Source organism: Streptomyces sp. NPDC021100 (genome assembly GCF_044333095.1).
In the GTDB taxonomy this organism is placed as follows: domain Bacteria; phylum Actinomycetota; class Actinomycetes; order Streptomycetales; family Streptomycetaceae; genus Streptomyces.
On the sequence record NZ_JBIRQH010000024.1, the window covers coordinates 24,126 to 48,843 of the forward strand.

The following is a 24,718-nucleotide window of genomic DNA, read 5'->3' on the forward strand; positions in this document are numbered from 1 at the left end:
CTGACTTATCAATCAGGTAGGTAGGGCACTCGTAGAATCGTAAAGAGACTAGTCGAAAAGTCAGCACGCCCGGTATATCGACTGGTGGCTAGGTGGGTCGCCTAGTAGGCAGACGACTGATCCGACTGCGGGGCACCTAACGAGACGAGCGGCGGAATGCACAGGCAGGTAAGCGAACTGTTAGTTCGTCAGCTAGGGGAGTAATTAGGAAGGGAGGTAAAGGGGGTGGAGGATGAGCAGGTAGGTGGATCGGCGGTAATGGGGGCAGCAAGGTGGGTGATTAAGTAGGCGGAAAGTCGTACGGGTCACTAAGTGAGCCGGTAGGTAAAGGTGTAGGAGGGGCGTTCTGTCGTCCGTTAGATAGGTGGGTAGGTAGGTATGGCGGTACACGTAAGAGTCCATTGATGAATACATCAAACATTACATCTATAGGTAGGGTGAATGGGATATTGAAGAAGATGTTCATCGATGTGACGCTCGTTGCTGTCATGAGACTAGTCATCGTTATATTCATGGGTGTGTGAGCAGTTCAGGAGGGCTAACGAGACCGCACGGGGTTCCACCCAGATGGTGATGAGATAGGAGCATGGAGCCTCGATCTTCACCTTGCACGAGCAGGTTCAGTACGTGTGAAACTCCGACTGATGACGCCCTTGTGTCAGACGGCTGAGCACGGCTCGGGCGGTGTGGAGGGTGAGTGGATGACTGTGACACGTGCGGTGAGCAGCGTTCGCTCATGACATGCACTCACCTTGGGTCCTGCGGTCGCTGGGCACATCGCCGAGCAGCGAAATCTATCCACAGGGTTCCTGCAGGAGACTCGTGGTTCAGTCGTGGAAGGAGTCACTGCGTGCTCACCAGCACCACCCTCGCCCGTTTCATGGGCGCCTCGTCATCTCGATCTCAACGTCCGATCGCCGCGTCGGTGCCGACCGATGCTTGGTCCGGCGTGGCGCGACGTGCTGTCGACGAAACCCCGCCGTGGATCCTTGTGGTTGCAGCCGGAGCGGTCGCTGTGGTCCTCCTGCTGATGGTCTATCTCGTTGCTCGGGGCGTTTGGCGATACCAGTCATCCAGGCGCATGATCCGAGCAGAGGAGCTGGTGCGTATACGGGAGGAGAAAGGTGATGGAGCCGCGCTCGGGCTGACCGGCATGGGACGGGCTGGCTGGGTGGCCCTGAGCGGTACGTTGGTCAGCCAATACGGCCTGTGGGAGTTCGGCAGAGACACGGCGCACCTGCCGGTACCGATCCGTATCGGCTTTGTGATCATGTTTGACCTTCTGGAGCTGCAGCTCTTCTCTCTGCTGTACCGCAATGCGAACCCGGATGAGGGGTGGACGCGCAGCCTGCGGCTGACTCACGGAACGGCTTGGACGCTGGTATTCGCTTCGAGCGTTGCAAACTTCTCACACGCGCCAAACTTGGCATCGGCCCCCTTCATGGCGTTGATGCCGCCGGCGACCGCCTGGGTCATCGAGCTTGAGCTGCGCAAGCGGATGGCCGACGCCGAGAGGAATGCGCGTGAGCAACACAGCACTGTGCCCGCAGCGGGGCCGGCTCGTCTGGTGGGCTTGTTGTGGAAGAAGCTTTGGATCGGCGTGTTCTCGGTGCTGACTCTAGACCCGAGCGCAGGTGGAGTCGACGGGGTGGTGAGCCGGGCTCTGACCCGCAAGGCTGCGATGGAGAGCCACCGCCTGAGGCAGTTGCTGGTCGAGGAAGATGAGCTCAGGGCGAAGTTGCATGCCCCGGGCTCTGATGTGGGTCGGAACGGTGAGCGTCAGCTCAAGGACATACAGGCCCGTCTGGCGAAGGTCTCGAGGAAAGTCGACAAGCAGCGAGCGAGGAGGCAACGCTGTCTGGACCGAGCCAACTTCGACGAGCCCGAACGGCAGCTCCAGGTTCTTCGGCGCAAGGCTGCGCTCACCCACACCGATGCCGTCGCACGGCTGGATCACGAGACAGGCACAGAGGCGATCGAGCTGATGGAGAGGATCAACGTGGTGGCCTCTGCGGATCTGATCGCGGCGTCGGAGCGTGCGGCAGAGGTTGAGCGGCATACCGCGCAGGTTGAGGAGGAGAAGCAGAGGGCACAGGCCGCACTTGACGATGCGCGGAAGCGACTGGCGGCGGTGGAGAAAGCCGGTGAGCAGCGGCTCGCGGAAGTGGAGGAGGCGGTCCAGCAGGCGGCTGAAGCGCTCCGGAAGACCACAGTCGATTACGGCTGGGAGATGGAGCGGCTCGAGCAACTGCGAGAGGAGCGCCGGAGGTTGGAAGACAGCGGCGCTGCGAGCCATCAGCTCTACCAGGCGGCCGAGGAGCGTGTCGTTCGTCTGGAGCGTCAGCAGGAGGAGGAGCGTGCGGAGCGGGTTCGGTTGCTGGCGATGCTGGAGGAGGAACGCAGCCAGCTGACCGGAGTGGCGGAGTTGGCCAGGGAGGAGGCCAGGAGCGCGCAGGAGAGGCTGCTTGTGCTGGAAGGCGAGCACAGGGGCCTTCGTCAGCGGCTGGAGGATCTCCAACTGAGTGCGGTGGTGACCGCCCACCCTGGTCATGCGAGCGAGCCGGAAGCCGCTCCTCGCGGAGTCGCCGAAGGGATCAAGCCGGGCCAGCACAACAGGAACGTGGTCCGTCGGCGAGCCGACCGGTCCGGAGCGAGAGCCACGCAGGGAGCGAAGGTCGTGCCGGAGCAGCCGTCAGAGCAAGGCAGCGTGGATCGTCCCCCGCTGGCTGAAGAGGGAGGGGGCGCCGAGTTGCCCGGTCGCGAGCTGGAGGAGCGGGGTGACGTTGATTTCGATCCGGACGACCCAAAGGACGGCGGGCATGCTCAGGTGCTGGCCAAGATGACGAACGCCGATGCCGTCCGTCATGCCATCCAGGTGCTCGGCACCTTTGAAAGCGGCGACCTTGTGGACTGGCTGGGCCGTCACGGTAAGAAGGTCAACCGAGGCCAGGCATACAAGGTTGCTGGCAAGGCTGCGCAGCGAAAGGCCGCGGAAGAAGCGGGGCGGCCTGAGAAAAGGGGCGGCCAGCAGCAGGCCGTGGCGTGACGCGGCCAAGGCTTAGTGCTTGCCCGGACGGTGGACCGTAGCGGCGATCCTGATGAGGAGCGAACGTTACCGCGGGCTGGACCGCTCCCGTCCGCGCCGAGGGCCTACCCGCGGGTGGGCACGACGACGGCTCCCCCGTCCTCCTGCTGGTGCAGCCGGATACCCGCGCCGAGGGCCGGGACAGCGGCGCAGTCGATCGGCGCCTCCCGGGCAGGTGCGGCTCGGCGACCTCCTGGCCGTGCGTGCCCCCGCAACTGGCACGGACGAAGGGGTGAGGGCCTGCAGGAGGGTGGTGCTCACGTGAGTGATGCGGAGGCGGCCTCTGCGCGGGGGGCAAGGGCAGTTGCCGACGGCGGGCGGCGCGGCCCGGCGGCATCCCCAGCATCAGCGCGATGCGGTCCACCCAGGACGCGAACACCTCCCCCACAGCCGGGACGGGAACCACCGGAAGCCGGCCCCGCCTCACCACTCCCGTATCGGCAGCCACCACGCAGGACAGGGACATCATCGATTGCTCCTCCCTCTTCTCCACCCCCTTCCTCGTCACCTCACCGTGCGCCCGCCCTCCCCGGCCCAGCCGGCCAGCGTCTGCCCCCGGGGGGCAAGCCGAGGCCCCCGATGCGAGCCCTTCATCGCCAGGTGGGGGCCTGCACGGGCACCGCGTACACGGGCCCCCGAGGATCACCCGAAGGGAGGGGCCGCCGGTGCGCTTCCTCAGGCGACGGTGGGCTGTTGGTTCAAAAGGCCAGGGAGCAAAAGGCGTTGCGGATGGCGGTCAGAGGTTCGCGGTCGCGGGTGTAGTAGAGCTTGTTCGTCAATAGGACGGCCCAGCTGCCGGTCTTCGGCGAGAGCCACATCCCGGTGCCGGTGAAGCCGTAATGGACCCAGATGCGGTCGGCGGACGAGGCGCCCGGGGCGGGGTGCCAGAACAGGCCCCGCGCCGGTGTGCGGGTGCCGGTGTGGACGGTGAGGGACTCCTCCCCCCACATCGGCCCGAACCCCGCCGCGGCCGGGGCCGTGGAGGCGTCGAGCAGGTACCGCAGGAAGCGGGCGAGGTCCTCCAGTACCGAGAAGACGCCGGCGATGCCGCACACCCCGCCCAGCAGGCGGGCGGAGAAGTCGTGCGCCACCCCCTTGAGGTGCCGGCCCGTCTCCTCGTCGAACTCGGTTGGTGCGCAGCGGTCGGCGAGCGGGAGCGGCAGCGGTCCGAAGCGGGTGCCGCTCATGCCCAGCGGCCGCCAGATCCGGGAGGAGGCCAGGGCGTCGAGACCTTGTCCGCTGAGGTGCTCGGCGAGGTAGCCGAGGATGAGCGCGGCCCGGTCGGTGTACTCGACCGCCTCGCCGGGCGGCCGGGTCAGGGCTTCGCGCAGAACGCCGGCACGGATGGCGGCTGGGTCGGTGCCGTAGAGGTTCTTCAGCTGGGCGCGCAGCGGCAGGCCGGCCGTGTGGGTGAGCAGCTGCCGCGCGGTGACCTGACCAAGGGGATGGCCGGTCACCTCGGGCCAGAAGCCCGCGAGGGGTTCGTCGAGAGGGAGGAGGCCGTCCTCCCACAGGGCGCCGATAGCGGACCACACGGCAAGGATCTTGGTCAGGCTGGCCACGTCGAAGACGGTGTCCGGCCGCATCGGGACGTCGGGTTCAGCGGGGTCGAGGAGGCCGGCAGTGGCGCCTGCGGTCATGCCGACGGCCGTGCCGGTGGCCCACACCGCGCCGGGGTAGACCCTTGTGCGGACGCCATCGGCGACGAGGCGGGTGATCTTCTCGGTGCTGTCTGCCATGAGCATCTCCGAAATCGCGCTGCGGGCCGGCTCGTCAGCGTAGTGACGGCGCCAGCCCGCGGCCGGGAACTGGCGGTCAAGGTCAGCTGATCCGGTGGCCGAGCTCGGCCAGCGCCGCAGCGGTGGAGCTGAGCCGGTAGCGGCCGCATTCGCCCGCCCCGCCTGCTGCAGGGCGGCGAGCAGGCCGTCGGTGGTACGCAGGCGTTCGATGTCCTGTGCCAGGACAGCGGGCCGGGTGAAGTCGGTCGCGATCCCCGAGCCGGCCAGGGTCTCCCTCAGGCCGGGCACCGGCTGGTAGAGGACCGGCAGAGCGCAGGCCCCCGCTTCAAAAGCGACCAGGCCTATGGGCCCCAGCGTGGTCGACGGCATCACCAGCACGTCGTGGCCCGCGAAGGCCCGCCACAGCTGGGGGCGGCGCAGCCAGCCGAGATAGCGCACCACCACCCGCGAGCGCCGCACAGCGGGGGTGAGGGCGCGCAACTGCTCGGGCGGGGCGGCGACGGACAGCTCCACGCCCTTCTCCGGCGTCAGCCGGCCCGCGTGCAACAGCCGCAGCGCTGCCCCGGGCACCCGGCGGGGGCGGCGCGGAGTGCGGGCCAGGGGGTGGTCGGGGATGCTCCAGGGAATGTGGAAAATCTTCGCCCGGTCGGCGGCCGGCGCCAAGCGCAGCAGGCGGTCGGCCATCACCGTGGTCGGTACGACGCAGACAGGGTGAACGCGGCCGGCCCGAACGAAGTGCAGTCGCTCGGGACTGCCGCAGGACTTCAACCAAGCCCCACAGCCGTCGGGAAAATCGTCCCGGCGGCGCCTCAGTGCTGGACCACTCCATGCTCCCGACGTGCTAACGAGCGGTGACAGGCCAGACGTCGGTCCAGACCACGTCGACCCCCAGAGCCTTCGCGACGGCATAGAGGTACGCGCACTGCGGCGAAGCCATCGGCACAGGGATCAACCTTCCGGGCCGTCGACGCCGTCGGTGATCGCGGGGACCAGGACCTCACCGCGGCCGGCCATGTAGGTCACCACCGCGCCCGGCACCTGCCGCGACGGTACCGGAGCAGCCACGGAGGCGGGAATCAACGCTCCTTGAGTGCTGAGGAGTTCCGCCACCCGTTCCCCCGCACCTGCCGGGCCTGTCACGGCCACTCGAACTTCATACGTACCCGTCGAAGCCTGATACGACCGCCGCCCGGCAGTTTCCCGGCGTCGCTGCTCGCTCGCTCCCGGGCGCCCGGCATCAGGCGTTTCGGCCATGCGGCGCAGGCACAGCCACAGCCGGTCGGCGCCTCCCGGCGGCCACGGCGTACGCAGCTCGCCGGTGGCCGGGTCGAGCTCGCCGCGCCACTGCGCGTACCGGGACGCGACGTCGTCCGGCCAGCGTCCCGCCGGGCGGTACCCCGTCGGCACCTCGGGTGCTGGTTCCACCGGGTGCCCGAGCTCGGCCAGGCGCTCACGGACCGCCGACAACGGTCCCCACACGATCCGACGCCGCCCGGCGAACGCCTTCGTCATCTGGTCCGCGCCAGCCTCCGGGCCGACTGCGTCCTCGGGCGCGCCTTTGGTGCGGGGGCCTGCCAGCCGGACCAGCACGTCGGCGACGCGCTTGCCGTTCTCGTCGACGACGTGCACCCGGCCCGCCAGCGGCGGACGTTTGCGCCCTGACGGTGTCGGGGCGGCCTCCAGCAGCTCCACCCAGGTCACCGCCAGCGGCCCACCTTCGAACAGGCTGCGGGCCCAGGCGGCGTTCTCCACGCGCCGCTGACGCAGCTCGATCTGGGTATCCACCACCGTCGCGATCCGCCAGCACATCGCACACAAGTGCCGGCCCCGTCGCTGTGAAAGCGGCAGTTCGCACTGGGCGCCGCAATCCGGGCACATTCGCACGGACGCCGACCGGCGCGCCTCGGCGGACGCCAACTGCGCTCCGGACGCCTTCGTCGGCCGCGACTCGGTAACGTCGTACAGCTCCACCTCGGTCGGCTTGTCGCGGAAGTCCCGTCCCGCCACGTACCCGCGCACCGGTCCGGCCGGCTCGCGGGGGAGGTCTGCCCGCGCCATCTGCGACTTCGTCGCCAGTCGCCACGGCACCTCGCTCCACCGGCCATACGACCGTGGCGGGGACACGGGCTGTGTGTGCGTCACCTGCTGTTCCGTCACGCTGCGTCCCCTCCAGGGGCTTGGGCGGCACCTCGACAACGCCGCCTCCTGGGGTAACGGTAGACCCGTCCCAGCCCTGGACGCAATCCCAAAAAGCCACTTGACCAGCGTATTTCTAGTTTGCAAACCGCATTCGAAGTTCCGTTCCGGCCGCGATCCCGTGCTCCAGCCCGCCTCGCCAGACCTCACCCACGGTCGTCACCTGGCGCGCCAGCTCCGCGTACTCCCGCAGCGGGCCCGTCAGCTCCTGCACCGCCCCGTCCTCCGTCAGCAGCCAGCGAGGCAGCGAGAGCCCCGGGTTGTGGTCCCGCCACTCCCGCAGCGCTGTGATAGCCCTGGCCGAGGTGTGCCAGCACGCCGCGTAGACCTTGCGCGCCAGAGGCTGCGGCAGTCGCAGCGGCACAGCCTTGGGGTAACCGCCCTCCCGCGACCCGGGCCAGCGCCCCGGGTCCAGCGCCTCCCCTGGTACCGCCGGCCAACGCCGCTCCCACCAGCCTCGCGCCCTCAACTCCCGTTCGATACCGTGAACGGCGAGCGAGTCGACCGTGTCGAGCAGCTCGCCGCCCTGCCGCAACCGCGTCAGCTCCCGACGCCACGCCGCCCGCACTCGGGCCGCCTCGTCACGGTTCAGCCCTTCCACACTCCACCGCTCATCGCCCGCGAGCACTGCCCGGTGCTCTTTTTGGGCCTTGAGCTCCTCGGTCAGCCGCTCACGCGTACGTAGCGAGACCTTCGCGGTCACAGGGTGCTTGCCCAGCTTCTCCATACGCCCATCATCGCAATCCCAGTTTGCAAACCGAACAAGGCGGCAGCTGGACGCCGATCGCGTTCTGAAAATCTGTCCACAGGGCTGCGCGCTTAGCCTGCGCGGAGATCGTCGGCCGTGTTGTCGGGGCGGCCGGTTCTGGCGCAGTGGAGGACGTGGACTGATGGCGCGCAGCGAGCTGGACCGGGAGATCGAGGAGCTGGTCGAGATCCTCGCCGTGGGCCTGGGCCGGTTTGTGTCGGGGCGGGAGCTGGATGGTGTCCGGCGTACGAATGCGACGTTCTTCCGGCGGGGAACACGGGTGCTGGAGGGCGTCGAGGACCGGGTCGGCCCGTGGTCGTATCTGCCGTACTGGCAACGGAGCGGCATCCGTCAGCTCGGCGCGGGCGCGGCGGCAGGGGGAGGGCTGGGGTACTGGTTCGACCCGGAGCAGACCGTGCAGGCCTTGCAGTACGGGGGGATGGCTGCGAGCGGTCTGGTGGTGGCCGGCGGGGTGCTGCACGCGGTGCGCACCCGCGGCCAGGGCGAGCTGATGCGCGAGTGGATCGAGCCGCTGCATCTGGCGTTGATGGATCCCCTCGGTATCGCCCCAGGTACCAGGCCCCGCAGTTACCTGCACATTCCGGAGAACTTTTCGGACGACGACGCCGAGATCCGCATCGACCTGCCGGTGAACCTTCAGTTCAATGAGCAGAAGGTCGCGGAAATGGTGGTCAAGAAGCTTGCCCTGCAGGGGGTTTCCTTCAGTTGGAAGTACGAAGGCAAAGAGCCGTACGTACTGGTGAAGAAGGTGCACCGCCCGCCGAGCAAGGTGGTCTTCAGCGATCCGAAGGTAAGGGAACTCGTCAAGAAGGTCCCCGAATCGGCTCCTCTCATCGGCCTCGAACGCGGACAGAAAATCGTCTCGGTGGACCTGGACGCCGAATCGCCGCATGTTCTGGTATCGGCCGGAACGGGCGGTGGCAAGTCCGTCATCCTGCGCACGATCGCCGCGCAGCTTATCCACCACGGCGCGCGCGCCTACATTCTCGACTTCAAACGGGTGTCGCACCAGTGGGCTCGGGGTGTCAAGAACGTCACGTACTGCCGGGACATCGAGGACATCCACGAAGCGCTCATCTACCTGGGCGCGGAGGGTCGGCGCCGCATTCATGCCGCTGAGAAACTGGGGGATGACGCCGACTCTTCGGGGGTCGGGCCTCGCCTTGTGATCCTCCTGGAGGAGATCAACGCGACGATGAAACAGCTCACGCGATACTGGGAGCAGGTCAAGGAAAAGGGCGACCCCAAGATATCCCCGGCTGTCGACGCGCTGGCGGAGATCCTTTTCATGGGACGGGCGGTGCGGCTGCACGTCCTGCTGGTGGCTCAGTCGGCTACCGCCCGCGCCCTGGGCGGCCCGGAAATGCGTGAGAACTTCGCCACCCGCATTCTCGCCCGCTACACGCAAAACGCTTGGAAGATGCTGGTGCCCGAGGTGCAGCCGGCGCCGAAGTCCACGCGGCATGTCGGGCGCGCCCAGGTGGTCCTCGGCGGCGTCGCCCACGAGACGCAAGTCCTGTTCATGACCGACGCGGAGGCGCGGGCCTGGGCCCTGGCGGGCACCGACGCCCCCACGGTCACCGTCGAGCGGGAGACGCAGACCCAGGGACCCAAGGATGCCGGTGAAGGCGTACACCTGGAAAAACAGCCCACCCGTGACCAGGAGACCCAGGAGGTCTTCGACATCACGTCCGCGGCGGGACCGCGCCGGTCCCAGGCCCTCGAGGCCGCGGACTCGGCGAGCGCGACACCTGCGGAGGCGGCCGATGCCCCGGCGCCCGCGCCGGCCCCTGAGCACCGGGGCCAGGCCGGCGCGCCGGCGGGGGAGAAGCCTGCCGCTCAGACGGCGGAGGAACTGGTCACCCTCCGCCAGGCCATGGAACAGCACCTCCCGCACTTGACGATCGAGGCGCTGCGCATGGCCCGCAAGAAGGATCCCGACTTCCCCGAGCATATCGACAAGAAGGGACAGCAGATGCTGTATCGCGCGTCGGATCTGGTGAAATGGGAACGTAACCGCGTCAAATCGCCCAGCAGCGCCAGATGGGAGGACGGCATCGACTTCTCCTGACCGCTGCTCACTCGTTCAGGCAGGGCCCGCACTTGGAGTGCGGGCCTTTTTTTGGTGCCGGCATGGCCTGTCGTCGGCCGTCGCGAAAATCTATCCACAGGGTTTTCGGCTTAGCGTCTGAACCAGAGCTTCCCGCAGGGCTTGCGGGGTGCTGGTGATCCGTGGTGCCCGCATGGCACAACGACCCGATCGCGACATGGCCGAGGAGACAGATGAGTTGGTGGCGGAAGGTTCTGAACCTTCCTGAGAAACAAGCCGCAGGAGGCGATGAACTCGCCGATGCCCTCGCCAGCCGTGCCCAGAAGACCCTGGTAGAGCAGGCCGCTCCGGAAACTGCTGTACCGCAGCAGCCGCATCCACTGGGGTGGGCCGAGGAAGAAGAATCGTCGGGCCGGGCTTTCGCCCGCCGGGCCGGTCGCGTCGCCGTCTGGACGGTAATTGCCCTGGCCGCGTTCACCGGAGTGAAGTCCTGGTTCTTCCCGGCACAGCCCAAAGCGCTGGCGCCGAAAGCCGAAGCGGGGGCCGACGAGGCCAAGAAAGACAAGGTTCCAGTCGAGGAGGCCCAGCAAGTGGCCGCGCGTTTCGCACGGTCCTATCTGACCTGGAGCGAGAAAGCACCGGAGGCGCGCGACCGGGAACTGGCGGCGGACCTGGCCAAGGGTGAGGACGCGAAACTCGGCTGGGACGGGCACGGCGAACAGCAGGTCGCCCAGACCATCCCCGGGGCGGTGACGCAGGCCGGCGGTCGGCGGGCCCGCGTGATGGTGAGCGTCCGCGTCTCGGTGACCGCGCTGCAGGGCAAGCAGCAGCAGACCGTCAGCTCTTGGCGCGGCCTGGAGGTGCCCGTCGCCGCCACCGGCAACCGGGTGATCGTCACCGGCCAGCCCGCGCTCGTCGGCATGCCGGGCCCCGTCAGCTACAAACCGGCAGCCCTGCCGGAGACCGACTCCGAAATGAGTAGCGCCACCCAGCAGGCCGTCAAGGACTTCCTGACCGCGTGGGCCGCCGGCAACGAGGCACAAGCCGCGGCACCCGGTGCGCAGATCGCCCCGCTCGGCGGCCAGATGCAGCTCAACTCCCTCGACGGCTGGACGGTGGATACCGGATCGGGGGAGCAGCGCACAGGCACCGCGACGGTGCGGTGGAAGGTCGGCGGCAGCCTGCTGCAGCAGACCTACCGCATCACCCTCACCAAGGTCAGCGCAGGCGGCTCCGCCCGGTGGCAGGTGGCCGCCCTGACAGCCAAGTCCGGCTGAGCCCCGCCGAGGCACCCCTCTCCTTCTTCTTCCGGCGCTGTGCGCCTGTCCGGCTGCCCGCTGCGGCGGCCCCGACGCGATCTCTCTCTACGTAAGGAGGTCAGCTCGTGCTGACCGGAAACGACCTGAAAACGGCAATTCTCACTGTCGTCGGCAACCTCTTCGTGGCGGTCCTGGCCGTCCGCGCCTTCGGCCACTGGGCGAAAAGAGAGTGGGGAGCCATGGTCACCCACATCCTCGGCGGAGCGGTGGTCGGCTTCATCATATGGGAACCCCAAAAGGCCATCGAGGTGCTGAAGTTCATCGGCTCGAAGCTCACCGGCTGACGCCATGCGGAGCTCTCACACCTTCAGCCGCCACTGGGACCTGGAAACCCGCCAGCACGAGCTGCTCGGCATCGACCTGGGCGAAGGCATCTCCCGCAAGGTCCTCCTGCACGGCCTGATCGTCTTCACCCTGTGGGACGGCGCCCTTCTACTGGTGGCCGGCATCCCCAGCACCCTCACCTTTTCCTTCTACTTCCTGCCCCCGATCCTCATCACCGTCTACGGCACCAAACGTTCGGCCGCCTACTGGCGGCGCCGCAACTTCCTGCTGTGGGGCGTGACCGCCAACTACCTCATCAACGGCGTCAAGCCGGTCATCGGCCGGGGCCGCATCCCCGCACCGCGCCCGGGATGGCGGCTGCGCGCGGCCCGCCTGGGCGAACGCTTCCCCAAGCTCGCCGGCCTGCCGCTCTTCGGCACCGCTCTTACCCCCGGCGACCACGAGGACCTCGCCGAGTCGCTGGGCAAGCCTGTCCACCTCAAGCCCCGGGTGCGCCTGTACGGGCCCGACGCGGTAGCCCGGGCCCGCACCAAGACGCTCAAGCGCACCCGCACGCGAAAGAAGAACCGCTGATGGCCACCCCCGCGAAGCAGATGAGCATGCCGATCACCGCCCTGCGCAACCTGGTGCGCCTGAGCGACCCCCACATCACCACGATGCTCCACGACGCGCCCGGGCCGCTGATCGGCCTGGCCGACGGCGACGAGCCCGTGACCCTCAGCGCCGAACCGGAGAACGTCCTGGTGGCCACCGGCCCTGGCGGCGGCACCACTACGGTGCTGCGCACACTGGCCGCCCAGGCCCTCGCCCGTGGCGCCGCCGTCGACGTCCTCGACCCCACCGGCACAGCCCACCCCTGGACGAAGAAGCTGCCCGGCGCGGCCACCTACAGCCGCATCTCCCACATCCACGACTACCTGCTGCAGACGGCCCAGAGCCTCACCTCGGCCCCGCGCGGCGCCCGCGGGTGGGCCGGCCGCCGAGTGATCGTCCTCGAAAGTTGCGATCAAGTCGTCTACGCGCTGCGTCAGTTCTGGGGCCACACCCGGCCTGACAGCCAGCTCGAGGATTCCCCCGCCATCGAGGCTCTGGCCCGGATGATGGTCGCCGGGCCGTCCCGCAACCTCCAAGTCCTCGCCGACAGCCCCCGCGGGACCGTCCCCGCGCTGCACGACCTCCCGGCCGACGAGGTCTTCCCCTTGCGGATCTCCGCCTACAGCAGCGCCAGCGTGTGGGCGCGCATGGCTCCCGACATCTGGCCGGCGCCGCGCTACTCCCTGACCCCCGGCCGCATGCACGCGGTCGCCGACCGACAGGTCACCGCGCTGCAGGCCCTCTTTCTCACGCCCGGCGAAGCCCGCGCCCTCGCCCGCGGCCTGACCTGCGCCAAGGAGAACCGCCCGTGACCGACCACCCGACGCCCCCCGCCCCCCGGCCGGTGGCCATGTCCTCCACCCCGGTGTGGATGGGCGCTCTTCGCACCGGCAAGAACCCTGCCCCCGCCGAGCCGGCCGCCCCTATCCGCCGCTTCCCCGGCCCGCCCGACCGCATCGGCGGCGCCTGGGCGACGCAGACGTCCAAGGAGATCCAGCTGTGAGCACCACGACGAAGACGGCCCGCAAGGGCGCCTCCCGCCTCGGCCGCATGCTCGGGCTGGGGACCGAGCGGATGCTGCGCGAGCCCCAACTGGTCGCCGTCGCCGACGGGCTCGTCGTCACCACCACCGAGGCCACCGCTTGGTTCTGGCTGTCGTCGGCCAACACCGACCTGATGCCCGAGAACGCGCAGGACGCCGAGCAGGACGCCGCAGCCCTGGCCCTGGCGAAGGTGCTACCCGGCTACGACTGCCACCTGAAGGTCATCTGGGCCCGGCTGTCGGGCGAGGAATACCGGGCGGAGGCCCGAGCCTTGTTCACCGCCGGCAACGTGGAGGCCTTCGCCGGCATGTGGGCCGCACGCCTGGAGACGCTGGACCTTCCGCAGCGCCACATCCTGCTCGGCGTCAAGCTCGCCGAACGCGAGACGGCCGCGCTCTCGGCTCTGAAGAACGCCCCCGCCGACGTGCTGGGCATCGGCCACACCGGCCTGGCCGACGGCGAACTCGCCCAGCTCGACGGTCTCGTCCGGCGGATGGAGCGCCGCCTGGAGCAGACGCCGTGGAAAGCCCGGCTCGCCCCCGTCGAGCTGCTGGCCTGGGCGATCTCCCGCGAGTCCTACCGGCCCCAGCCCGCCCCGCCGAAACTGCCCGCCATCACCGGCGCCTCCCTGGTGCGCCTGACGGCCTCCCGCGCCATCCCGCACTCCGACCACCTGCGTCTGCTCGACGCCCGCGGCCAGACCGCGGCGTGGGTCGCCGTGATGGCCATGCCGGCCTTCCCCGAAACCCTCTACACCCCGGGCGAGCAGGAGTGGCTGCGCTGCCTGTCGGAGATCAGCTACAGCCACCCCGACACCGGCGAGGAAGCGCTCGTGTGCCCCGAGGCCTCGGTGCGCTTCACCGTCTGGCGCAAGGGCCAGGCCATCAAGGCCGTCGACAAGGTCCGCACCAGCGCCAAGGAGCAGCGCCACTCGGCCGCGGAAGGGTCGGCCGGCGAGACCTTCGCGGAGATCGAGGAGACGGAGCTGGTGATGGAGCAATTGCGCAAGCGCATGAGCCGGGACTCCATGACGCTGCTGGAAGACCACCCGCGCGTCATCGTCTCCTCCACCGAGTCCCTGGAGGACCTGCGCGCCCGGTGCGACGCGGTGACCGCGTACTACTCGGGCCTGTCCATCGACGTCACCGTCGCCGCCGACGAGCAGCGCGAGATGTGGCTGGAGGCGCAGATGGGCGACATGCTGCGCGTCACCGACCTCGGCCACATCCGCGAGACCGACGCCCTGGCCGCGTCCATGTTCTGGGGCGGTTCGGAGGCCGGTGACGACGACGGACCGATCGCCGGCCTGCTGACCGGCACCACCCCCGGAGTGTGCCGTCTCGACATCACCGCCGGCTCGGCGCGGGGCGATGCGACCACCACGGCCTTCATCGGCCGCTCCGGACGCGGCAAGACCACCGCGATGATGCTCGCCACCCTGACCGCCGGCATGAAGGGCTCCTTCGCGCTCATGCTCGGATTCAAGGGCGACGAGGGCGGCCTGGTGCGCGCAGGACAGCACCTGGGCCTGCCCTCCCACCACGTCACCTGCGGCACTCCCACCCCCGCGGTCGCCGACCTGTTCCGGCTGCTGCCCAAGGGTGACGCGGCCCTGCAAGTGGTCTCCCAGCTCCTGATCGTCCTGCCCGACCGGATGCGGGTAGCCGGCGTCGAGACCCACCTGCTCAAGGCCTGCAACGAGATCGCCCAGCACGGTGACGCCGCCTCCTGGCGCGTGATCGACCTCCTCAAGTCCAGCGCCCACCCTCTCGCCCAGGAGGCCGGCCACGCCCTTGAGGAGCTCTCGCGTACCCCGCTCGGCGCGCCGCTGCTCGGCCACCCCGAGGACGGCGCTTCCCCGCTGCGCCCCGAGCCCGGTCTGTGGCTCGTCCAGGTCCCGGGCCTGACCATGCCGCAGGCCGGCACCGCGCCGCAGGACATGACGATGACCGAACGGGTCTCCCTGGCGCTGATGCGGGGCCTGATCGCCTACGCGCTCAACACCAGCGCCCGCCCGGACCTGCGCGGCCTGCCCAAGGTGGTGGCCATCCCGGAGGTCCACGTCCTCACCGGCACCGACGACGGCCGCCGGTTCGTCGACTACATCGCCCGCACCGGCCGCGCGCTCGACACCTCACTGGCCATCGACACCCAGGACCCTAAGTCCCTGCTCGGCCTGGATGGCGTCCTCGAGGCGATCACCACGGTCTGCGCCTTCGAACAGTCGACCAAGAGCCAGCAGGACGCCATGGCCGAACTGCTGCGCCTGCCCGTCTCGGATGCCACCCGCGCGCTGATCCGCGGGGTCGGCAAGACCCCGCAGGGCGACATCCGGCACGGCCACTGCATCATCCGCGACCGCCGGGACCGGGTGGCGACCATGCAGTGGGACGCCGCCGACGGCTATGTGCTGCATCTGCTGTCCACCAACCCCAAGGACCAGGCCGCCCATCACGAGCAGACGAGCGAGGCGGCCGCATGAACGTCTGCCAACCCTCGGACGGCCCGGACGTCCGCCTGCCGCCCACCAGGGTCGCCCCCGCCCAGGACGCGGCGATCCCCCGCGCGCACTGCGCCGGCGCCAGCACGCCGGCGCGTGCGCACCGCGATGGCGAGGAGAGCCATGCCTGACCGACTGCTGATGGCCATGGTGCGGCTGAGGCTGCGGCTGAAAGTGCCGCGGCTGCGCAACGTCGCCGTTCCCTTCTTCGGCCTGCTGGCCACCCTCGGTGTTCTCGCCCCGGCCGCCACCGCGGACGGGGACCCCGACGACTACAAGCCCACCGGCATGCTCGACCTGATGCCCTCGCCCATCAAGCCCAAAGGGCAGGGCACCCTCTACGAGACCTATGAGCCCGAGGTTTACAAACTCGACAAGCAGCTCTCCACGAGCATCACCGGCGGCGACCTGATCGACGGCATGGGTGAGTGGTGCGCCGAGGCGCTCATGGGCGCCCTGCGCTACATCGGGCGGGCCACCGTCGTGATCGTGCAGTGGACGTTCAACGTCACCACCCTGCCCCAGATCGAGGGGCCGATCTCCAAGGCCATCGGCGGCGCGGCCGGCCCCATGACCACGATGTTCCTTCCCTCGGCCTTGGCCGTCGGGGCGTTCTTGGCCTGGGCCAAGCGCGGCCAGACCTCGCCGATGAGCCAACTGGCCTGGGTCGTGGCCAGCGCGGCGATCGCTACCACGTTCCTGACTGCTCCCTCGACCTGGGTCAAAGGCGTCGACACCACCCGTGAGATCGGCTCGGACGTCGCCATGACCACCATCAGCGGTGGCCTCTCCGGCTCCAACGACTCCGCGATGCCCTTCAAGACCCCCGAACCCAAGTGGAGCGGCGACGCCAAGAACGACACCCTGCGGCGCGCCTCCGACGCCGTCTGGCGCACCTACGTCGCCACCCCCTGGTGCATAGCGGACCTCGGCAGCATCAAGGCCTGCCAGCGGTGGGGCCCGGAAGTGGTCAAGCGGGGCACGGACATGGACGACCGCGAGGACTACCTCTCCCACCACATGAAGAACAAAAAGCAGGTCGGACCGGAGGCGGAGGACTGGCGCCAGGGACACGACCCGTCCGGGCGCGTGGCCGTGCTGCTCGGCGCCATCATTAGCGCCGTCATCTTCGCCGCCCTGTGCATCACCTTGGCCTTCACCACGCTGGCCTCCCTGATCGGCGCGATGATGCTGCTCATCTGCGGCGTCGTGTTCGCCTGCCTGTGGTGCATCCCGGGCAAACCACGGCAATGGGGAGTGAGCTGGTTCGAGACGCTCCTGGGCCTGGTCCTGGTCTCCTTCACCACGACGATGATCCTCGGCTCGGTCATGATCGTGTCCACCAGCATGCTCTCCATGCTCGACCCGGACATGGGCTTCGGCTGGCTCATGGTCTCCGCCCTGAACATCGCGGCCGCCGCGATGGGCTTCCGGGTCAAGGGCAAGCTCGACGGCATCATCTCCGTCGGAGGTGCCCAACTCGCCGGCCGCGGAGCTCTCTCGGCGTTCGCCGACCGCCAGCGGGCCCGCAAGCTGCGCAAGGCCCTGCGCGGCAAGAAGCAGCGCGGCGAGGGCTTCGGCGACATGGACCGGCACGAACCGGATTCCGACGACGAGAACGAAAGCACCAGCGGCGGTGCGGGCGGGAGCGCCCGCTCGGTCGCCCAGGCGGTACAACGCGCCCAGCGGGCCCGCAACTTCCCGCCGCCCGCAAGCATCGACGCCCCCGGTGACTTCGCCTCCACCCGCCCGGGACTGCCGCCCGGCCAGGCCCCGCCCGGGCTGCCGCCGGCAGGCGGCCCGGGAGGCGGAAACGGCCCGCACCCGGAAGGCGGAGACAGCCCCCGCCCGTCGGCAGGCACCGGCCCGGCGCACGACGTCACCGCAGCACGGCGCGCCAAGGCCGCCAACGCCCGGCGCCGCGCCGGCACCCCCTACCCGATACGTCGCGGCGGCATGCAGCCCATCGGCCAGGCCGCCGTACCCCCGGCCGAGAACAACGGCCCGGGCACGGTCATCCAGGGCACCGTCGTGAAGTCCGGCGAGAGCGCAGGACCTCATTTCCGTACCTTCCCGCCGCCGCCCGGCACCGCATCGGCCACCGCGCCGGCCACCGCGCCGGCCGCACCCACCGCGCCCACCGCCGCGCAGACGGCCGCCCGGGCCGCAGCCCGAGCCGCGGTGGACACCGCCCTGACCGGCACCCCCCTCCCCGGCACCGCCGCGCTGCCGCAACTGCCGCCCGGCACGCAGGACGACTGACCCGGCGGGCCGGCACATGCCGGCCCGCCCGCCTCACCCGCCCTCTGTCTCCCGGCCCCCGGTCCGGACCGTCACCAGCGGCCGGACCGCCGCGGGGCCATCCCGCCCTGCCCGCACGCCCCATCACCACCCCGCACGGAGCCCCGTCATGCAGCACGACCACCGCCGCGACATCTCCGCCCCATCCCAGCCGCAGCACGACCAGACCGCCGGCCAGCCGGCGACCCCTTCCCCCCGCACGGCCGCCGAATGGCGACAGGCCCTGCGCACCGAGGAACTCCCCGGCGAGCTCGCCGCCCTGCCGCGCCGCCAGCGCCGCCGGGCGAGAAAGGCATGGCGCTCCGCCCACCGGGAGCAGCGCACCGAGTGGGTCAAGAAGGAACGCCGCCGAGTCCCGGAGTACGGCGTCGGCCTGCCGCTGCTGGCCACGGCCATCGCCGTCGCCGTGGCAGTGGGCGCCTGGCTTTCCCCGGACGACACCAACGACCACGCGCAGAAGAAGAAGCCGTCGGCCACCGCCTCGCCCGCCCCGGCCGCCGAGGCGCCTCCACCGGACCCGCGTCCCGTCCGCCCCACCCCCAGCCACAGCCCGGCCACCACGCCGGAAGCCGCCGCCCAGGGATTCCTGACGCAATACTGCACCCGCCGGCCACCGCAGGAAGGCAGCCACACCGCGTCCGTCGAACGAGCCGCCCCTTACGCCTCCAAGCCCCTGGTGGACAACCTCCGCCGCCACGGCGACAAGGACTTCGACCGCCTGGTCGCCGCCCAGGCCCTCGAGGCGAAAACCACCAAGATCGAGCTCACCAGCCCCTCCGGCAGCCAGCGTCCCGCCCCGGACACCGACCTGCGCGTCTACCGCCGGGCCAAGGTCACCGTCGAGGTGAAGGGCACCGACACCTACACCTACACCCGCGACCTGACCACCGAAATCCAGCGCGCCGACTCCGGCGAACCGTGGATGGTCACCCGCCTGCTGGGCGTCGAGGAGTAACGGGCGTGGAGAACAAGGAACTCATCCACGCCGCCCTGCAAGCAAGCGGCGCCGTGAAGAAAGGTTTCGCCCTCAAGCTCGGAATCATCGGCGGCGCCATCTTCGTCGTCCTGCTGATGCTCATGGGCATGATGGCCCCCGGCGGCGGCGCTTCGACGGCCGGATGCACCGACACCGGAGCGGGAACCGACGACGCCTCCCCGGTCTCCAGCAGCTCCGGCCAGTCCACCGGCAGCGTGCGCAAGGAACAAGTCGCCAACGCCAAAATCATCGACGGTGTCGCCGCCCAGCTCGGCCTGCCCGGCCGGGCCACCCTCATCGCCCTGATGGCCGCCATGCAGGAATCCGGCATCCGCAACCTGCACTACGGCGACCGCGACTCCGTCGGCCTGTTCCAGCAACGGCCCTCCGCCGACTGGGGCACCCGCGCACAGATCCTCGAGCCGAAGTTCGCCGCCGAATCCTTCTTCAAGGGCCGCGGTACCAACGAAGGGCTCATCCACATCAAGAACTGGCAGACCCGCCCGCCCGGCGACGTGGCCGCCGATATCGAAAAGCCCGACGAGCGCTACCGCGGCCTCTACGCCGGCCACGAACCCGAAATCCGCGGCATCGCCAAGGAAGCCGGCATCAACCTCGACCGCAAGGGCACCGCCACCGGCACCACCGGCACCACCGGCAAAACCGACGGCGGCGCGACCCAGGCATCCACCCGCGGCCAGTGCGACGCCCAGGACACCAAGGGCACCGGCGGCGGCAAGTTCAGCGACGGCAAGCAGACCTGGACCCTGAACAACCCCCGCTCCGTCGCCGAAGCGATCGCCTGGGCCAAGTCCCACGCCGGCAGCAACTCCACCGGCAGCTGGTACGCACGCTGCCTGGCCTTCACCGCGATCGTCTACGGCTGGAGCTTCAGCGGCGTCAACTACGCCATCGACCACTACAACGTCGTCCCCAAGGACATGCGGCACGACGGCGACCGCCACCCCCCGCCCGGCGCCCTCATGTACTGGGACACCGGCCACCGCGCCGGCCACATAGCCGTCTACCTCGGAGGCGGCAAGATCGCCTCCAACGACATCCTGCGCTCGGGCTACATCGACGTCGTCGACGCCGACCTGATCGAGACCAAGTGGGGCGCGAAATACGTGGGATGGACCCCGCCGCACTTCCCGAAAGCCGGCTGACCACCGCCCGCTCCGTACCCGCCACCGGGGCGGGCCGGCCACCACAACCTCGGCTGCCTCACCGCAGGCGCAACCGCCTGCCCGCCCCTCGCACGCCGCCCGCGGCAGAGGCGAAGCCCCCTGACCCAAAGGACAGCCACCGCGTGACCACCGCGACCGCCACCGCAGAACTCTCCATCCCCGCCGCCACAGCCCGCTACCGCGACATCCTCACCGCGCCCTACGTCACGCGCCTGCTGACCGGGGCCGTCATCGGACACCTGCCCGTCGCCATGGCCCCCCTGGCGATCCTCCTCACCGTCCGTGCCGGCCACGGATCCCTCGCACAGGCCGGAACCCTGGCAGCTGTCTACGGACTGACGACCGCACTCGGACAGCCCCTGCTCGGCCGACTCCTGGACCGCCGCGGCCACACCCTCACCCTCACGCTCACCATCCTCCTGTCCACCACCGCCTTCACCGGCCTCGCCCTCATCCACCCCGCCGACCAGCCCACCACCGCAACCCTCCTCGCCACACTCGCCGGCCTGGCCACCCCACCCCTGGAAGCCGCCCTCCGGGTGCTGTGGCCCCGCCTCCTGCACGCCGACAGCGAGCGCCGGGCCGCCCTCGCACTCGACGGCTGTGCTCAGGAACTGGTCTTCATCGTCGGCCCGCTACTGGTCCTCCTCCTCGACCTGGCCGCCGGCTCCACGATGGTCCTCGCCACCACGGCCCTCACCGGGCTCGCCGGCACCGCGCTCTTCCTGACAGCCGACCCAGCCCGCACCTGGAAGCCGACCCCAACGGCCACGCACCGGCGCAGCCCCCTGAAGGCCCCGGGCCCGCGCGCACTCGCCATCGCATTCCTCGGCACCGGCATGGCCCTGGGCTCCCTCAACGTCGTCGCCCTCACTGCAGCCGAGTGCCACCACGCCCCCTACCTGTCGACCCTGATACCGGCCGCCCTCGCCGTCGGCAGCCTCACCGGGGGCCTGCTCTACGGCCGCCGCCAGTGGCCCGGCACCCCGCCCGTCCAACTCCTGTGCGCATCCGGAGCACTCTTCCTCGCGCTCCTGCCGCAAACGGCCAACCCCGACCCCCTGTGGGCCGTCGCCGCCGCAGCCGTACCCGGACTGGTCCTTGCCCCTTCGCTGATCACCGCCTTCACCCTCCTCGGCGATCTCACACCGCCTGGCACCCTGGGCGAGGCATCCGCCTGGCTGATCGCCTGTCTCGGCCTCGGGCAATCCGCCGGCACCGCGTTCGCCGGAGCCGCCGGAACCCGCGGGCCGGCGGCGGCCGCCCTCATCGCCATGACGGGAGCCGCCTTCGCGTGCGCGGTCCTTGCTGCAACCCGCCGCCGGCTCAACCCCTCAGCCGCTCCAACCCCTGTGCCGCTGTCCCCGCCCCGGTAGAACGCGCGATCCGTCGCAGCGCAGCCCAAGCGCACGCGTGCGCTGAAGACGTGGCGTGCAGGTCACCTGATCTTCGCGGCCGCATCGTGCCGAGGGCAGCCCCAGTGTCGTACCTGCCAGGTAGCGTCCCCCGCCGTACCAAGATCCAGGAGTGACGCCGATGGCATGGCAGACGCGCATCCACCCCGATGCGATATCGAAGTACCCGCAGCTCAGACGCTTGTCGCGAGCCGAGGGGGAGGAGTACCTCCAACAGCGCCGGGAGGCGCTGGGCGCCCACGGTCGCGAGATGGTGGACGTCCGGTGGGCCGTGACCGCGAACGCGAAGATCCAACACGGCGGCGGTCGCGTCCTGTACGGGCGGGATATGCGCAGCGCTGAGGAACAGCGGCTGAGGAGACGGCTCAAACGCCGGTACGGCTGGAGCAACTTCCCTGCGGCCCATCCGTGCCGCTGGTTCGAACGGTCCCCAGAGTTCACCGCGGACCTGCGGGCCCTCTCGCGAGCCGTGGTGGTGCGTTGGAACGTCGACCGGCGGGAAATGAGCCAGCGGGAGCGCGATCACCTGTTGATGGAGGCTCTGGACGTGCTGGACTGGCCCGATCGGCAATACGCTGTCGAGCAGGTCGCCGAATGGCTGCAGTTGCACCCCGCAGCCCTGCGCCCGGTGATCGCCGATGCGCTGGAGCGGCACGACGAGATGCTCGACACGCAGACGTGTCCGCGGTGCATGGGCTTTCGCGATGAAGAAGCTCCACATCGTGTCTACATTGCCCACTACCACCGCCTTGGCCTGTTCAAGGTGGGCGTCACTACGCGTAGCAGCGATCGGCGGCTGCGGACTCACGAGTCGGCGGGAGCACGGATCGTGGACACCTTCGACACCTCCGACTATCAAGAGGCGCTGATCTTGGAGCGAGCGGTTCTGGAAGCCGTTTCGGGATGGCGAACGAGCAACCCGCTGGTGTCCGGCGGCGGTGAAGTCTGGAAGGACGAGGTCAAGCTGATCAGCTTGGCCAGTTTCGTGGAGCGCGGCCTGCGGTAATCACTGCCGGGGGACGTGGATGCGGTCAGCATCCAGGAGTGGAAGACCCGTCTGGCCCGGACAGATGCGCCCCCGCCGGTCTGCAGGCTGCCACCGGACTCAGGTGCCAGCCCCGTCCCCACGAATCACCCTGCCGGACGCGCCTCTGCACCGGCAGAACTACCGTCGTCCCTGCGCACACCGACCCGGCGGTGCGCGGCACACCTCCCCGGGGCTCACTGAGCGAGCCTGAATTCGGCGGGTCCCTCGAAGCAATCAAGGGGGCCGACCGTGCCGCGGAATCTCCGCAGCCAACTGCGGCACTCGTCATGTAATATGACGACGCGCCGCTAGCTCAGTTGGTTAGAGCAGCTGACTCTTAATCAGCAGGTCCGGGGTTCGAGTCCCTGGTGGCGCACCAGTCGGCGAAAAGGGCCCACACTCCGGTGAGGGCCCTTTTCGCATAGACCATCGTCGGGACGGCCCTTCGAGCACGCGCCGCCGACGCCGTCGATTCACCCCCGGGCCGCAGCTGATGCCCCGCCACACCGCACGCACTTCAGCAACTGCTTGATGCCGTTCCGGGCGGCCCCCGCCAGCAGGCTGTCCACCGCCGTGTGCGACACCAGGTTGACTTTCCACCGTCCGCTGGAATCCACGGCTACCCCGTTCTGCGGCACGACCGGGCAATCCGGAGTATGAACGCTTATGCGCGCGCATTGGCCGTTGAACCGGTACAGCGCAGCCACCGCAACCAGCGGACGGTCAGACGAGGCCCGCATGCCCTCCAGAGCTTCATCACCACTGCGCACAGGAATCGTTGACATGGGTCCCACCGTATCCGGGTTCGCACCGGGGGCTGGCATGGGTGGCGCTCCTCGGTCGAAAGGCTGCGACGCTGCCTGATGCCCTGGACCCAGGTCTCTTCACCTGAATAGCCACGACACTCTGCGCTCTGAGCCGCCGTTCTTGCCGAACCGAGACGTCGAATCCGCGGAATCTGTCCACAGCCTTTGCGGTCCATAATCGCGGGACTGTGCCGCCACCCGCTGCTGTGAAAGGGAACCGTCATGACCTCCCGGATTGCTGAGCGCCCGCCAGGTCGGTGAGTGAGTGCTACCGAAGTCAGTGCACAACCCCGGCCGAGGTAATACGCATCCACGGCGGACTGATCGATTGGCTGGCGACCGACGGCATGAGTCGCACGCTTGCGGCGGCGCTCCCAGAGCGCGGTGCTGCGCTATGGCCTGACGCATGGACTCCCCGAAGGTCCACCAGCCCGTCCGCGGCATCGCACGTCGATCGGGGCTCCGCCCTGAACAGTTCCGTCGTATCTCTCTCCGCCGGCCAGAGGCAGCTTCTTTCGAGCTCGCCGCCGCCCGCGCAGTCGCAGAAGGTCGCACTCCCGCCGGGCATTGGGTCTGCGGTCACTGGCGTCGGCCGCCTTACTCCACTGACGAGTGCCGCCCCATCTGGATTCAGGGCTTCCCCCGGGGCGACTTCACCAAGAAATGCCCAGCCGGGCAGAAGCTGCTGATCTCCTACGGGGATAGGCCATCGGACCACGAAAGGTGAGAACCCGGAGCGCTTAGAGCAATTCGGGCGGCGTGCGCTGTATTTGGAAAATCTATCCACAGGCGTATTGAGGCATCATCTAACCACCAAGCAGGGGGCATGGAGCCGATAGGCACCTGCCTCCTCATAAACCCCTCCGAGAGAGGTCGATTTCTGTATGGGTAAGACCCGAATTCGCGTGCTGCGAGCGACAGCCACAGCTGCTGTGGTCGCCGCGACCGGCATGCTTGCTGCTCCACACGCGTCCGCGGCGCCACGCGCTACCGATGTCCAGGCGGCGAAAAACGTCTCAGATGAGCCCGGAACCACGAAGGCCGAAGCGACCAAGGCGTCGGCCAAGAGCAAGGCCAGGCCGAAGGTGGTGAAGATCGGGGTTCCCGACGATCCGGAGCCCGGCACAGATCCGAAGCCGGATCCGGGGCAGGATCCCAAGCCGGACCCGACGCCGGACCCGAAGCCGGATCCGGGGCAGGATCCCAAGCCGGACCCGACGCCGGACCCGAAGCCGGATCCGGGGCAGGATCCCAAGCCCGACCCGACGCCGGACCCGAAGCCGGATCCGGGGCAGGATCCCAAGCCCGACCCGACGCCGGACCCGAAGCCGGATCCGGGGCAGGATCCCAAGCCCGACCCGACGCCGGACCCGAAGCCGGATCCGGGGCAGGATCCCAAGCCCGACCCGACGCCGGACCCGAAGCC

At 69.4% G+C, this 24,718-nt stretch carries 18 protein-coding genes, 1 tRNA gene and 2 pseudogenes; 16 read left to right on the plus strand and 5 right to left on the minus strand.

Annotated features, from left to right (window positions below; genetic code table 11):
• Nucleotides 1-850: 850 nt before the first annotated feature.
• Nucleotides 851-3,046, plus strand: a complete 2,196-nt coding sequence (locus ACH4PU_RS30960) for a hypothetical protein (RefSeq protein ID WP_398279428.1) — start codon at nt 851-853, stop codon at nt 3,044-3,046.
• A gap of 737 nt (nt 3,047-3,783) precedes the next feature.
• On the opposite strand, the gene ACH4PU_RS30965 is transcribed toward ACH4PU_RS30960, so the two are convergent.
• The 4 genes and pseudogenes from ACH4PU_RS30965 to ACH4PU_RS30980 all read right to left on the minus strand — a co-directional run bounded on the left by ACH4PU_RS30965 (nt 3,784) and on the right by ACH4PU_RS30980 (nt 7,747).
• Nucleotides 3,784-4,824, minus strand: coding sequence for a serine hydrolase domain-containing protein (locus tag ACH4PU_RS30965; protein WP_398279431.1), 1,041 nt, complete (start codon nt 4,822-4,824; stop codon nt 3,784-3,786).
• A gap of 82 nt (nt 4,825-4,906) precedes the next feature.
• A pseudogene (locus ACH4PU_RS30970) lies at nt 4,907-5,544 on the minus strand (glycosyltransferase); the annotation flags it as partial.
• A 228-nt stretch (nt 5,545-5,772) separates the two neighbouring features.
• Complete coding sequence (locus ACH4PU_RS30975) at nt 5,773-6,882, minus strand: hypothetical protein (protein ID WP_398279434.1); 1,110 nt, start codon at nt 6,880-6,882, stop codon at nt 5,773-5,775.
• 214 nt (nt 6,883-7,096) lie between these two features.
• Nucleotides 7,097-7,747: a hypothetical protein gene (locus ACH4PU_RS30980; protein WP_398279437.1), complete on the minus strand. Its 651-nt coding sequence runs from the start codon at nt 7,745-7,747 to the stop codon at nt 7,097-7,099.
• Nucleotides 7,748-7,910: 163 nt separating this feature from the next.
• Here ACH4PU_RS30980 and ACH4PU_RS30985 point away from each other — a divergent pair, with 163 nt between their 5' ends.
• From ACH4PU_RS30985 to ACH4PU_RS31050, 14 genes are all read left to right on the plus strand, one after another.
• Nucleotides 7,911-9,860, plus strand: coding sequence for a pRL2-11 (locus ACH4PU_RS30985; protein ID WP_398279440.1), 1,950 nt, complete (start codon nt 7,911-7,913; stop codon nt 9,858-9,860).
• Between the two features lie 212 nt (nt 9,861-10,072).
• The gene (locus ACH4PU_RS30990; protein ID WP_398279443.1) at nt 10,073-11,116 is read left to right on the plus strand and encodes a conjugal transfer protein; all 1,044 of its coding nucleotides are present in this window, start codon (nt 10,073-10,075) and stop codon (nt 11,114-11,116) included.
• Nucleotides 11,117-11,223: 107 nt separating this feature from the next.
• Complete coding sequence (locus ACH4PU_RS30995; protein ID WP_398279446.1) at nt 11,224-11,442, plus strand: TcpD family membrane protein; 219 nt, start codon at nt 11,224-11,226, stop codon at nt 11,440-11,442.
• A gap of 4 nt (nt 11,443-11,446) precedes the next feature.
• Entirely contained in the window at nt 11,447-12,016 is a 570-nt protein-coding gene (locus ACH4PU_RS31000; RefSeq protein ID WP_398279449.1) for a hypothetical protein, read from the plus strand.
• Nucleotides 12,016-12,849, plus strand: coding sequence for a cell division protein FtsK (locus ACH4PU_RS31005; RefSeq protein ID WP_398279452.1), 834 nt, complete (start codon nt 12,016-12,018; stop codon nt 12,847-12,849). Before ACH4PU_RS31000 ends, ACH4PU_RS31005 begins: the two co-directional genes overlap by 1 nt.
• Nucleotides 12,846-13,040, plus strand: a complete 195-nt coding sequence (locus tag ACH4PU_RS31010) for a hypothetical protein (protein WP_398279455.1) — start codon at nt 12,846-12,848, stop codon at nt 13,038-13,040. The genes ACH4PU_RS31005 and ACH4PU_RS31010 overlap by 4 nt, the downstream gene beginning before the upstream one ends.
• Complete coding sequence (locus ACH4PU_RS31015) at nt 13,037-15,562, plus strand: ATP-binding protein (protein WP_398279458.1); 2,526 nt, start codon at nt 13,037-13,039, stop codon at nt 15,560-15,562. Before ACH4PU_RS31010 ends, ACH4PU_RS31015 begins: the two co-directional genes overlap by 4 nt.
• Complete coding sequence (locus ACH4PU_RS31020; RefSeq protein WP_398279461.1) at nt 15,559-15,711, plus strand: hypothetical protein; 153 nt, start codon at nt 15,559-15,561, stop codon at nt 15,709-15,711. The genes ACH4PU_RS31015 and ACH4PU_RS31020 overlap by 4 nt, the downstream gene beginning before the upstream one ends.
• On the plus strand, nt 15,704-17,842 hold the full coding sequence (locus ACH4PU_RS31025) for a hypothetical protein (RefSeq protein WP_398279464.1): 2,139 nt from the start codon (nt 15,704-15,706) through the stop codon (nt 17,840-17,842). The genes ACH4PU_RS31020 and ACH4PU_RS31025 overlap by 8 nt, the downstream gene beginning before the upstream one ends.
• Before the next feature lie 148 nt (nt 17,843-17,990).
• The gene (locus tag ACH4PU_RS31030; RefSeq protein ID WP_398279467.1) at nt 17,991-18,836 is read left to right on the plus strand and encodes a hypothetical protein; all 846 of its coding nucleotides are present in this window, start codon (nt 17,991-17,993) and stop codon (nt 18,834-18,836) included.
• Nucleotides 18,837-18,841: 5 nt separating this feature from the next.
• Nucleotides 18,842-20,023 (plus strand): peptidase M23, encoded by a 1,182-nt coding sequence (locus ACH4PU_RS31035; protein ID WP_398279470.1) that lies wholly within the window; start codon nt 18,842-18,844, stop codon nt 20,021-20,023.
• A 143-nt stretch (nt 20,024-20,166) separates the two neighbouring features.
• Complete coding sequence (locus tag ACH4PU_RS31040) at nt 20,167-21,420, plus strand: MFS transporter (RefSeq protein ID WP_398279473.1); 1,254 nt, start codon at nt 20,167-20,169, stop codon at nt 21,418-21,420.
• Nucleotides 21,421-21,580: 160 nt separating this feature from the next.
• The gene (locus ACH4PU_RS31045) at nt 21,581-22,465 is read left to right on the plus strand and encodes a hypothetical protein (RefSeq protein ID WP_398279476.1); all 885 of its coding nucleotides are present in this window, start codon (nt 21,581-21,583) and stop codon (nt 22,463-22,465) included.
• A 323-nt stretch (nt 22,466-22,788) separates the two neighbouring features.
• Nucleotides 22,789-22,865, plus strand: a tRNA-Lys gene (locus tag ACH4PU_RS31050).
• A gap of 94 nt (nt 22,866-22,959) precedes the next feature.
• Here the strand turns inward: ACH4PU_RS31050 and ACH4PU_RS31055 are convergent.
• Nucleotides 22,960-23,271: a hypothetical protein gene (locus tag ACH4PU_RS31055; RefSeq protein ID WP_398279478.1), complete on the minus strand. Its 312-nt coding sequence runs from the start codon at nt 23,269-23,271 to the stop codon at nt 22,960-22,962.
• Nucleotides 23,272-24,176: 905 nt separating this feature from the next.
• On the opposite strand from ACH4PU_RS31055, the pseudogene ACH4PU_RS31060 reads away from it, so the two are divergent.
• A pseudogene (locus ACH4PU_RS31060) lies at nt 24,177-24,718 on the plus strand (hypothetical protein); the annotation flags it as partial.